This is a genomic window from Psychrobacter sp. M13 (assembly GCF_030718935.1).
Taxonomy (GTDB): Bacteria; Pseudomonadota; Gammaproteobacteria; order Pseudomonadales; family Moraxellaceae; genus Psychrobacter; species Psychrobacter immobilis_G.
The window spans coordinates 184,450-196,279 of sequence record NZ_CP132194.1 but is presented as its reverse complement, the minus strand read 5'-3'; the positions used below and the strand labels follow the sequence as shown (position 1 = coordinate 196,279).

Here is an 11,830-nt window from a genome sequence, read left to right as displayed (position 1 = left end):
TACTTTACATACTTAGCAAGGATTACCTTTACTAATAATCAACTTATTGCTAACTTCTTATTGCTAATCAACGAAATTGCGAGACTGACTATGTTAACTTACAAAGCACCTTTACGTGATATCAAGTTTCTGATGAATGACGTTTTTGACTTTCAAAGCCATTACAAAACCTTAGATAATGGTGAAAATGCTGATCCTGAAACGGTCGATATGATCTTGCAAGGTATGGCTGATTTTTCTGAAAATGTCTTAGCGCCCATCTATCAGCCTGCTGATGAAGAAGGCTGTCACTTTAAAGATGGTGTAGTAACGACGCCTAAAGGCTTTAAAGAAGCTTATACTCAGTTCGTTGAGGGTGGCTGGCAAGGTATCTCATATCCTGAAGAGTACGGTGGTATGAATCTGCCAATGTCACTCAACTTGATTAAGTCTGAGATGATCGGCACGGCGAACTGGCCTTGGTCGATGTATCCAGGTCTATCAACAGGTTGTATCAATACCTTGATGCAGTACGGTACTGAAGAGCAAAAGCAGACCTACTTACATAAATTAGTAGATGGCTCATGGGCAGGTACTATGTGTCTGACTGAGCCTCATTGTGGTACAGATTTGGGTCAAGTTAAGTCAAAAGCCATTCCACAAGAGGATGATTCTTACAAATTATCAGGTACTAAAATCTTTATCTCAAGCGGTGAGCATGACTTAACCGAAAACATCATTCATATTGTTCTTGCGCGCCTGCCAAATGCGCCAGAAGGTACCCGCGGTATCTCATTATTTATCGTACCAAAATTCTTGCCGAACTCTGAGGGTGAGATTGGCGAGCGCAATGGTGTGACTTGTGGCTCTATCGAGCATAAGATGGGTATTAGCTCATCGGCGACTTGCGTGTTGAACTTTGATGAAGCAGTGGGTTATCTGATTGGCGAGCCGAATAAAGGCCTAAAAGCGATGTTCACCTTTATGAATACGGCTCGTATCGGTACAGGGATCGAAGGTCTTGCACATACTGAACTATCTTTCCAAAACGCTCTTCCTTATGCCAAAGATCGTCGCTCTATGCGCACCTTATCAGGGGTTAAAGACCCTGAAAAAGTCGCTGATGCCATTATTCATCATGCTGATGTGCGCCGTATGCTATTGACCCAAAAGGCCTTTGCTGAAGGCGGTCGCTCAATGATTTATCATTCAGCTCGCTACGCAGATAAGATGGCGCAAGGTATCGCTAATGGTGATGACGAAGAGTTCGAAAAGTGGGATGACAAGCTAGGCTTTTATACGCCTATCTTGAAAGGCTTCTTGACTGAGCTAGGTATTGAAGCGGCCAAACATGGTCAGCAGATTTATGGTGGTCACGGCTATATCAAAGAGTGGGGTATGGAGCTGATCGCTCGTGATGCACGTATCGCAACGATGTATGAAGGCACAACGGGTATTCAAGCGCTGGACTTGCTAGGTCGTAAAGTGATTTTGCAGTCTAAAGGTAAGATTATCCGTGACTATACCTCAACGATTATCAGATGGTGTGGCGAATATGCACTTGATAAAGACATGCGTAAGTTTGTCTGGGCATTGACTAAACTGTGTGCTGAGTGGAATACGCTAACGGTACGCTTGATGCTGATCGCCCGTAAAGATCGTGAAATTATCTCAGCGGCGTCAGATGACTTTTTGATGTACTCAGGTTATATCATGATGGGTTATCATTGGGCGCGTATGGCGGCTGTCGCTTATAAGAAGTTAGAAAATGGTGGTACAGAATCGCCAGAGTTCTATCAAGCCAAGATTCAAACGGCAGAATTCTTCTTTGATAAAATCTTACCGCGTACCTCAGGTCACGCCGAAAGTATGGTCGCGCCAAGCGAGAGCATGACGTCGATGCAAATCGATAGCTTTGCATTTTTAGACTAAGATTAAAAAATTAATAGATCATTCATAAAAAAGCGCCTATATTTAGGCGCTTTTTTATGCGGTCTAAATTAGTCTCATAATCATTAGAAAATATGGTTACTATAAACAATATAGTCACATTATCTGTGACTTGCTCAAATATAATCGTTTTTATTCAGTTTCATAGGAATCGTTTATGCAATCGCTCTCAATCAAACGCGTTATCTTGACTTTCACCGCTATTGGTTTAATAAGTGTCAGCAGTGCTCACGCTCACACGGTTACTCAACCTACGCCTATTCAAATCAACAAGGGGCAAATAAGCACTACGATAATAGGTAAGTTAAACCCGAATCAAAATGAGCACTGGTATCAATTCAACGCAGCAAGTTGGCAATATGCGTTAATCAATATTGCACCGCTTACAGGAATGTCTGAAACGGCTAATGTTGGCGTGCTGCATATGCCTGATGGCAGTCAAGACGGTACTAAAGGCGGTATCGTTTATCAAGGCTGCTTGCCACAAACGGGCAACTATAAACTACGTATCGCTCGTAATCTGATGGCAACTCAAGGTAAAACAGCAGGCTATAAAGTTGAGGTTATTATTTTGCCGAAATACGCTAGTGAATCATTATGCGAGTATTTGTAATTTTCTTCACTTTTAACTATGATTTAAAGTCTAAGTTTTTAACTCAGCATTTAGATAGTTACTACGATACGACTTCATTAAAATTCTAACTCCCCATCACTTTCTTATGATAAATAGGACTAATCTCTTCTACTTCAACGCATATCTGTAAGCTGGCACGGCCTGACTGCTCAGCGCTCAGATTTTGCTCAATAGTGGTTACTAATAACTGTGCCAGCTTATCACGTACTTCATCGTCTCTCCCTGCCATCAGCTTACAGTTTGCATAAACAAACCCATTCGCCTGCTCATCATCTTCTACTCCAACCAAAAATGTAGTGACTGGCAAAAAACGTGCTTTGATATCTATTTTATTATTAAAGTGTCCGCTATCCCAAAGCGCTTGGTTTAAGGCTTTAAGTAATGACTCCTCGTGAGGAATAATAACGTTTGGCGTAGCTTGAATGGTCAAATGTGGCATGGTTTTATCCTTATAGTACGTTTAAGACGTAGTCATTTAGCAAAGATTGGTTTATCTAAACCTCGCTAAAATATCTTAGCTATTGTCGGCAATATCTATAAAACGAGCGTTTAGAGTATCGGCCAATTGCTGTGCTGGCAGCTCAATCTCAAGCCCGCGTCGACCCGCGCTGACATAGATGGTTGCTTTAGATTGAGCTGAGCTATCTATGATTGTCAGTAGACGCTTTTTTTGTGCTAATGGGCTGACGCCACCGAGTATATAGCCTGTACTGCGCTCAACTTGCTGTGGCTCGGCCATTTGCACCTTTTTACAGCCGATAGCTTTTGCCATTTTTTTAAAGCTCACTGTGGTATTGACGGGCACTATAGCGACAGCTAGCGTTGCTGTTTCTGTTTGCACCACTAAGGTTTTAAATACTTGCTCGGCGGCAACACCGAGCTTTTGGGCAGCCTCTAAACCGTAAGACTCTGCATGACTATCATGAGTATATTCATGTAGCTGGTAGTTAAGCTTAAGCTGTTTAGCAAGATCAATCGCAGGGGTCATATTAAAGCGCGTCCTCATCTAACAAAATTAAAATGGCTATACATACTATATATCGCTTTAACCACTTTTGTGGCATCATAAGCGTATTATATTTATAAAATTTGACTACTGATTATGATACCCGACTTTCTAAAAAACAGCTTTCTAAAAAGTAAGTTCGCCAAAAATGAACTCTCAGAAACTTCCTCAGCTCATACTGACGAGGTTAATGATGATGGTAATCTACCCTATCCAAAAGTGGTCGCTAAACCCTACTCTAAAGCACCTATTAATCAGCTCTATCGTAAGCTATCAGGTCAAATGCTCGATGTGGCCGTCAAGCCAAAACTATTAGGCGAGCTACCAGATTTTGATGCTAATGATCATATACTGACCTTTTATGTACTGCAAGACTATTCACGCTCCAACAGTATATTGATCGATTTGCAAACTCAAGAGCATAATCTACCGCCTGCGTTATTTGAAGTAAAAGATGAAACTCATCATATAGATGAGAACGCAGCGATTGTATTTTTACATCATCCAAACGCTAAAGACGATCAAGTCTCACCGCGCCTGTTACGTCTCATTTCTGCTATTTTGCAGTATCCTGATCTGCAGATTCGTCTGATACCTGTGTCTATTCTCTGGGGTCGCGCGCCTGAAAAGGAGGACTCACTATTCAAGCTATTGATGAGCGATAACTGGGCAGACCCTAGTATCACCAAGCAGCTATTCAATATTGGTGTTATGGGTCGCGATACTTTTGTGCAGTTTCATCCGCCACAAGATCTGCGCGCTGTCATCTATAATAGCTTACACGACGATGATGACGATTGTCCTATAGCTACTAGCTTTGAGAGTAATGCCAATTCCGATATAAATCGTGATTCTAGTACTGATACCAATACTAGTATAAGTGCTAATCTAGGCACCGATATTAATACTGACCTGACTACCGCCAGCTTAAATAATGCATTAGAGCAGCCTTTACTATCGCATCCTTTAGTGCCTGCTGCCGATGCTAATCGCGAGCTGGTACGTACTATGCAGCAGCAGCTCAATATTTATCTCGATAAGCAGCGCGCCAGCATGCTCGGTCCTGACTTATCAGACAAACGTAATCTAGTCGATAAGCTGATCTACTCCCCTGCTATCAGACACGCGATAGAGAGCGAGGCTAATGAGACGGGTGTTAGTACCCGCGAGGCACGTAGCCTTGCCAAAGGCTATGCTAACGAGATGGTAAACGACTACTCTTATCCCATCATCAGAGTCTTTGATCGATTTTTAACTTGGCTGTGGACGCAGCTTTATGACGGCGTAGAAGTGCATCATTTCGAGCGCGTACGTGAGCTGGCAGCGGATCACGAGATTATCTATGTACCCTGTCATCGCAGTCATGTCGACTATTTACTATTGTCTTATGTTATCTATAAGCGCGGACTCAGCATTCCTTATGTAGCAGCAGGCGATAATTTAGATGTGCCTGTATTAGGGCCCTTATTGCGTGGTGCAGTGGCGTTCTTTATCCGTCGCAGCTTCCGTGGTAACGCCCTATATACTGCGGTACTGCGTGAATATATGCATACGTTGATCACACGTAATACACCGATTGAATACTTCGTTGAGGGCGGTCGCTCACGCTCAGGTCGTCTATTACCTCCCAAAATGGGCATGCTGGCGATGACAGTACATAGTCAGCTGCGTCGCACCAATAAGCCTGTAGTGTTTATCCCTACTTATATTGGTTATGAGCGCATTATGGAAGGAGCGACTTATGTAGGTGAGCTCAAAGGTAAACAAAAAGAGTCTGAATCATTAGTCGGTCTACTCAAAGTCAGTCGCAAAATTGAGCGTATCTTTGGTAATGTCCATCTCAGCTTTGGGGCGCCGCTGCATTTAACGGACTTTTTGACTAAGTTTGATGTGCCAGCTGATAGTCTACCTGCGGATCGCACTGATACGCCGTTAGATGCAAAAGCCACTGCTATGGTCGATAATATCGGTGTCAAGATCATGCAGCATATCAACAAAGCCGCTGTTATCAATCCAATCTCGCTACTGTCATTAGTACTCTTATCAGCACCAAAAGCGGCGCTTGATGAAGAGATTTGCCGTGAGCAGATCGCGCTCTATCAGAGTATTGCTCGCCAGCAGCCCTATGATGATGATACGGTTATTACCGATATGCAGCCGCAGCAGATTATCGACTATGGTATCAAGCTCAAACTCATTGAGCGTACGCCGCATATCTTAGGTGACATTATTCAGGTCATTGGACGTCAAGCGGCGCTGCTGAGTTACTTCCGTAATAATATTTTGCATGTGTTTATTTTGCAGTCATTCTTAGCCGCACTAGTGGCTCGTAACGGCCGTATCAAGCGTCATCGTCTTGATGATATCGTCGCTCAGCTCTATCCATTCTTGCAAAGTGAGCTGTTCTTATATTATTCTGCGCATGGTCTACAGGATATTCTCGTCAAAAAGATAGACAACCTTATCGCTCATGATCTAATCGTCGAGTTAGGTGATGGCGTTTTAGGTGTTCCGGAGACTAATAGCAGCAGCTATCAGCAATTAATGGTATTGGCAACGCCTGTCGAGCATAGCCTAGAGCGTTACTTCATGACCCTTGCCCTGCTCGCTCAGCAAGGTTCGGGCAATCTAACGGCAGAAGAGGTCATTGATCTGTGTCATCTGCTAGGTCAGCGACTATCAGTATTATATGCTGATGATATTCCCGACTTCTTTGATCGCTCCTTGTTTATTAGTTTTGTCAATGCGCTCATTCGTCTCAACTATATTCAAACCGATAGCGAGACTGGTGTCCTCATCTTTGATGAGCGTATTAATAATATCGCCCATCATGCCAAATACGTGCTGAGCACTGATATGATGCAAATATTACAACAAGTCGCCAGCCTCGATGATGAAGAGATTACTCATGCTATTACCGCTATTAGCAATAAAAAACAGCGTAAATTTGGGCGTAAGCGTTAGAGAGTAGTTATTTAATTTATGACTTTCAATACACAAAAAGACCGCTAATAGATTAGCGGTCTTTTTGTGTATTGAGCTATACGTTTGATAGTTTAGCTCGTAATTTTTTTATACTTTGCGCGTTTTGGACCTGAATCATCACCCATGGTCTTTTTGCGATACGCTTCAAATTCAGTATAGTTACCGTCATACCAGATCGGGCCTTCCTCTTCAAAAGCTAAGATATGAGTGGCAATACGATCTAAGAACCAGCGATCATGCGAGACTACCATTACGGTACCTGGGAAGACTTGAATAGCGTCTTCAAGCGCACGCAAAGTCTCAATATCCAAATCGTTCGATGGCTCATCAAGTAACAATACGTTCGCGCCTTGCTTTAGCGTTTTGGCTAATTGCAGACGGTTACGCTCACCACCAGACAGTTGACCAACGTGCTTTTGCTGATCTGAGCCTTTGAAGTTAAAGCGTCCGATGTAAGCACGACTTGGCGTGGTATAGTCACCAACCGTGATGATATCTAGACCGTCAGAGATCTCTTCCCATACAGTCTTTTTATCATCTAAGTTATCACGCACCTGACCGACATAAGCAACGCTGACGCTTTCGCCCAAATCAACAGAACCCGTATCTGGCGTATCACGCTCAGTAATCATATTAAATAGCGTGGTCTTGCCTGCGCCATTAGGGCCGATAATACCAACGATAGCACCCGCTGGCACATTAAAGCTCAAGTCTTTATAAAGCAGGCGATCGCCAAATGACTTGGAGATATCGTTGACTTCGATGACTTTATTACCTAGACGTGGACCAGGTGGAATATAAATCTCAGAGGTTTCGTTACGCTTTTGAAACTCCGTTGAGTTTAGCTCTTCAAAACGTTGCACACGAGATTTTGACTTTGCTGTTTGGCCTTTTTGATTTTTACGAATCCATTCCAGCTCTTTTTTCAGCGCTTTAGCGAATGACTCTTCTTGCTTATTCTGCTGCTCTAAACGAGTGTTTTTTTGCTCAAGCCACTGGGTATAGTTACCTTCATACGGATAGCCATGGCCACGATCTAATTCCAATATCCACTGAGCAACGTTATCTAAGAAATAACGATCATGGGTGATAGCGACGATAGTACCGCTGTAATTCTGCAAGAACTGCTCAAGCCAAGCCACGGACTCAGCGTCCAAATGGTTGGTTGGCTCATCGAGTAGTAACATATCAGGGCGTGATAGTAGCAGACGGCACAAAGCTACACGACGTTTTTCACCACCTGATAGTTTGCTGACATCTGCATCCCATGGTGGCAGACGTAGCGCATCAGCGGCTTTTTCTAGCTGGTTATTTAAGTTGTGCGCATCCCAAGACTGAATGATGTCTTCCATCTTGCCTTGCTCTTCAGCCAGTTTATCAAAGTCAGCATCAGGCTCAGCATATTCGGCATAGATAGCATCTAGACGCTCGAGCGCATCCAAAGCTTCGCGCATACCATCTTCGACATTACCGCGCACATCTTTGCTATCATCGAGCTGTGGCTCTTGTGGCAAATAGCCGATCTTAGTTCCTGTTTGCGCACGTGCTTCGCCACTGAACTCAGTATCCACGCCTGCCATAATACGTAGCAAAGTAGATTTACCTGAACCATTGATACCTAAAACGCCAATTTTGGCACCAGGGAAAAATGATAAATTGATGTTTTTTAGAATCTCGCGCTTAGGCGGAACAAGTTTTGACACGTTGTTCATCGTGTAGATATATTGAGCCATTAACACTCCGATGGACTGCATAAAATAGGCGAGCAAGCGCGCTTTATCAAAGAACAAAAGCAGATGTATTTGCTCAGCCTCAAAAATAGGATTATAAATTGTCATTCATTATCGCATTGTGGCGCATAGGCTGCAAGCTAGTAGGCTGTTTAGCAAAATTTTTCAGTTCTTTTTATCTAGCTATATAGGGTAAAGCTATTGTTAATAACGATTTAAACCTCATTATATTACTAAGATTCATTATGAAATAGCTCACTTATGACCTCTAGTTATCGTCCTGAGATTATTCAAAGCGCGTTTGTTGACTTCATTGGTTCGCACTTGTCACCATTTTGGTCATTGACTGCGCCAAAATTACGACTTATTGCTAGACAGGCACTGAGCGATGAGCTGATAGCGCTCCAGTTTGAGGTCAATCGCGCTTTTAAGCAGCGATTTTTTGATACTAAAAAGGGTCAACATAGCGGCTGGCATGGGGGTCAATATATTAATCTGAAAATTCCTATCGAAGGTATTTATCATCAGCGCAGCTACTCGCTAGTCGGCTTACCAAAGCAAGATTTATGGTGGACTGAGAGTAGTAAAACTACTGCTAAAAACAAACAGCGCCAAACCTTGACCATCGCTATCAAGCCGCAAGGAGAAGTATCAGACTATCTCACCAAGCACGCCGCTATTGGTACGATATTCGATAGTAGTGCGCCTAGTGGTGACTTTACCTTGCAGCAAGCCAGTTCAGCTAATCAAGCACCTTTGTTATTTATAGCAGGTGGTAGTGGGATTACCCCAATGTTAGGACTGATCACGCAAGCGCTAGCAGATAAGCGGCAAGTGACGCTAGTGCATTATAATCGTGGCGCAGTGTTAGAGAATTATTGGCAACAGCTAAAAAACGAGCATGCCAGCTTTACTTATTATTTAGTTGATACGCAAAATCCTGATAGCTATTTGGTAGGCAGTCGTCATTTGCAGGCTGCTAGTCTTTTGACGTTAGATTTGCCTTTACCAGAGACCCAGATATTTGCTTGTGGCTCGCAAGCTTTATTAGCAAGTTTATACAAGGCGGTAGATGAGATAGCTGCAAACTCATTAGGCAATCTTGATTCTAGTAAAGAAAGTTCACTACGTGAGAATATTATTATTGAGCGCTTTGGCACTGCTCTATCTGAGCTAGCGTTAGATACTCTAGATGAGCAATTTGATTTAGCCACGCATACGGTATATTTGCGCCAGCGCCAGCAGCAGTTTAGCAGTGATAGCACATTATTGCTTAGTGCTGAAGAGGCTGGTATTCGTCTTAATTACGGTTGTCGTCAAGGTATTTGCCAACTGTGTCGCTGTAATAAAATCAGTGGCGTCGTCAAAAACATTCAGACAGGTAAGCTGAGCGGTGATGGTCACGACTCTATCCAGACTTGTATTAACGTGGCGATGAGTGATGTGGTGCTTGATATTTAGGTGAATGACATCTCTACAAAGCCCTAAAAATATAGAACATTTCTAACCTTTATTTGACAGAATAATTAATTAGCTTAATTTTATAATTATTACTACACGATTAGAAAAACTAACCAAAATACAGCAACTTAACGCCGATGTAGATAGAATAAATTTCAGCTATATTGTATGATAAAGCCTATTTTATTGATTAAACCGTCGCTGATATCGCCAATGATAAATAGCTATAAGCAGTCTCGGTTAAGGATTATTAATGCGCTTATTACCGCCGATATCCCCTGTACATTCTGCTGTTCCTATTTTGACCACGCCAGCTATCGCAAAAGCTAGAGCCACTACTTACAGAAACACTGTCTCTCAAGAATGTATAGAGACCTCACAGTCAGCCAAAGCACAGCCTTATCCTACTTTGACCCAAACACCCTTATCCAAAGCACAATCGGCTGCATTAGCTTCAGAGTTAAACGCGCTATATAACGAAGTAATGGACTCCTTAGGTGCGGATGACGCCCGTTATATTGAACGGGTCTATAAACTAGTCGCAGGTAGTGAAATCGCGGCGCGTAGCCTCTTGGCAGTAGCCTGGCGCTTGCCTAAAAAGCGTTATAAATTGGGCGGTTGGCTACTCGGTACGACGCTACTTAGTTTTAGTAAAATCATCAATAACATGGAGCTGGGTCATAACGTCATGCATGGGCAGTATGACTGGATGCAACATCCGCATCTCAATAGTCAAAAATTCGACTGGGATATCGTCTGTCCTGCACCTTTGTGGCAGCATTCGCATAACTACTTGCACCATACCTTTACCAATATCGTAGGCCGCGATCATGATGTCGGTTATCACTTGATTCGGGTCACTGATGAGCAACCTTGGACACCTGAGGATCGCTCTAACCCACTTAAGACTATGGTTTTAGCCTTAGGGTTTGAGTGGGCCGTAGCTTTTCATGATATACAAATCAGCGTTGATGAATATGCGGATGCTACAGATAAGCATGATCTATTGCAGCAAAAGACGCGAGCACTGTGGGCGAAGATATCTCGACAAGTCGGTAAGGACTATATCGCGCTACCTGCTACTGCTGGTGTGTTATTAGGTCGTGGTAGCGCCATTAGTACATTGACAGGTAACTTTACCGCCAATATAGCGCGCAACTTATGGACGTGGGCGATTATATTTTGTGGACATTTTACCGATCAGGCGCATATTTATACTCACCTTGATGATCAAGAGAGCAAAGGTGACTGGTATGTGCGGCAGATACTAGGCTCTAGTAATATTAAAGGTCACAAGTTGTTTCACTTTTTGACGGGCAATTTATCGCATCAGATTGAGCATCATATATTCCAAGATATGCCAGCACATCGTTATGCCAGCATCGCACCGCAAGTAGAGGCCATCTGCCAAAAGTACGAGCTGTCTTATAATACAGGCAACTTTGGTCGTCAGTTTACTCAAGTGCTTAAGCGTATCTATCACTTTAGTCAGCCAAATGCTGATGAGCAACAAGCTTATGAGCAGACACTTGCTAATGAAAATAAACGGCTTGAACCTACTCAAAAACAGCAGCGCATATCGGAGCCAGTAACTGGTCTCAAAAGGCATATCCCACAAGTGGTGCGCCAATCATTATATTATGCTTTTGCTCGTGCTAATAAAGCTTAGAGAGTCTATAATCGCTATTAACAACGATAAGTTACTGAGAAATTACCACAGAACGTTTATCATTAATGATCAGTAAGCTGACAGTAGAATAGAACCTATAATAATAAGGAGTTTTTATGACTGACATCTCTAAAGATAAACTAAACATTAATCATAACGAGCAAGCTCAGCGCTTCGAGACTACTATTGATGGTCACACAGGTTATATTAGTTATCAGCAGCGCTCTGATGCTTTGGTCTTTGATCATACGATCGTACCACAAGCGTTAGGTGGTCAAGGAGTCGGTTCAGCGCTGGTTAAGCATGCCTTAGACTATGCGCGTGATCATAATAAAAAGGTAGTACCACAATGCTCGTTTGTAGCTTCTTATATTGATAAGCACCCTGATTATCAGGATTTAACTAGATAATTTTTA

At 42.8% G+C, this 11,830-nt stretch carries 9 protein-coding genes; 6 read left to right on the top strand and 3 right to left on the bottom strand.

Features of this window, described 5'->3' with window-relative positions; genetic code table 11:
- The first annotated feature begins 90 nt into the window (after positions 1–90).
- Positions 91–1,911, top strand: coding sequence for an acyl-CoA dehydrogenase C-terminal domain-containing protein (locus tag Q9G97_RS00850; RefSeq protein ID WP_305899346.1), 1,821 nt, complete (start codon positions 91–93; stop codon positions 1,909–1,911).
- A gap of 175 nt (positions 1,912–2,086) precedes the next feature.
- Complete coding sequence (locus Q9G97_RS00845; RefSeq protein WP_305899345.1) at positions 2,087–2,542, top strand: hypothetical protein; 456 nt, start codon at positions 2,087–2,089, stop codon at positions 2,540–2,542.
- 85 nt (positions 2,543–2,627) lie between these two features.
- On the opposite strand, the gene Q9G97_RS00840 is transcribed toward Q9G97_RS00845, so the two are convergent.
- Positions 2,628–3,002 (bottom strand): 5-carboxymethyl-2-hydroxymuconate Delta-isomerase, encoded by a 375-nt coding sequence (locus tag Q9G97_RS00840; protein WP_305899344.1) that lies wholly within the window; start codon positions 3,000–3,002, stop codon positions 2,628–2,630.
- Positions 3,003–3,077: 75 nt separating this feature from the next.
- Positions 3,078–3,551, bottom strand: a complete 474-nt coding sequence (gene ybaK, locus Q9G97_RS00835; RefSeq protein WP_305899343.1) for a Cys-tRNA(Pro) deacylase — start codon at positions 3,549–3,551, stop codon at positions 3,078–3,080.
- A gap of 114 nt (positions 3,552–3,665) precedes the next feature.
- Between ybaK and plsB the strand changes: the two genes are divergently transcribed.
- Entirely contained in the window at positions 3,666–6,533 is a 2,868-nt protein-coding gene (gene plsB, locus Q9G97_RS00830; RefSeq protein ID WP_305899342.1) for a glycerol-3-phosphate 1-O-acyltransferase PlsB, read from the top strand.
- 92 nt (positions 6,534–6,625) lie between these two features.
- Here the strand turns inward: plsB and ettA are convergent, their stop codons facing one another.
- Complete coding sequence (ettA, locus tag Q9G97_RS00825; RefSeq protein WP_305900239.1) at positions 6,626–8,287, bottom strand: energy-dependent translational throttle protein EttA; 1,662 nt, start codon at positions 8,285–8,287, stop codon at positions 6,626–6,628.
- A gap of 258 nt (positions 8,288–8,545) precedes the next feature.
- Between ettA and Q9G97_RS00820 the strand changes: the two genes are divergently transcribed.
- The 3 genes from Q9G97_RS00820 to Q9G97_RS00810 all read left to right on the top strand — a co-directional run bounded on the left by Q9G97_RS00820 (position 8,546) and on the right by Q9G97_RS00810 (position 11,824).
- Complete coding sequence (locus Q9G97_RS00820; protein ID WP_305899341.1) at positions 8,546–9,745, top strand: flavin reductase family protein; 1,200 nt, start codon at positions 8,546–8,548, stop codon at positions 9,743–9,745.
- A 253-nt stretch (positions 9,746–9,998) separates the two neighbouring features.
- On the top strand, positions 9,999–11,414 hold the full coding sequence (locus tag Q9G97_RS00815) for an acyl-CoA desaturase (protein ID WP_305899340.1): 1,416 nt from the start codon (positions 9,999–10,001) through the stop codon (positions 11,412–11,414).
- 116 nt (positions 11,415–11,530) lie between these two features.
- Positions 11,531–11,824 carry a GNAT family N-acetyltransferase gene (locus Q9G97_RS00810; RefSeq protein WP_201571015.1) on the top strand — a complete coding sequence of 98 codons (294 nt, stop codon included), beginning with the start codon at positions 11,531–11,533 and terminating at the stop codon, positions 11,822–11,824.
- Positions 11,825–11,830: the final 6 nt, after the last annotated feature.

What these genes read in the sequence shown, in the direction of transcription:
- plsB (WP_305899342.1), top strand. Translation starts at nt 3,666, where the DNA reads ATGATACCCGACTTTCTAAAAAACAGCTTTCTAAAAAGTAAGTTCGCC.
- Q9G97_RS00815 (WP_305899340.1), top strand. Translation starts at nt 9,999, where the DNA reads ATGCGCTTATTACCGCCGATATCCCCTGTACATTCTGCTGTTCCTATT.
- Q9G97_RS00810 (WP_201571015.1), top strand. Translation starts at nt 11,531, where the DNA reads ATGACTGACATCTCTAAAGATAAACTAAACATTAATCATAACGAGCAA.
- Q9G97_RS00845 (WP_305899345.1), top strand. Translation starts at nt 2,087, where the DNA reads ATGCAATCGCTCTCAATCAAACGCGTTATCTTGACTTTCACCGCTATT.
- Q9G97_RS00850 (WP_305899346.1), top strand. Translation starts at nt 91, where the DNA reads ATGTTAACTTACAAAGCACCTTTACGTGATATCAAGTTTCTGATGAAT.
- Q9G97_RS00820 (WP_305899341.1), top strand. Translation starts at nt 8,546, where the DNA reads ATGACCTCTAGTTATCGTCCTGAGATTATTCAAAGCGCGTTTGTTGAC.
- ybaK (WP_305899343.1), bottom strand. Translation starts at nt 3,551, where the DNA reads ATGACCCCTGCGATTGATCTTGCTAAACAGCTTAAGCTTAACTACCAG.
- ettA (WP_305900239.1), bottom strand. Translation starts at nt 8,287, where the DNA reads ATGGCTCAATATATCTACACGATGAACAACGTGTCAAAACTTGTTCCG.
- Q9G97_RS00840 (WP_305899344.1), bottom strand. Translation starts at nt 3,002, where the DNA reads ATGCCACATTTGACCATTCAAGCTACGCCAAACGTTATTATTCCTCAC.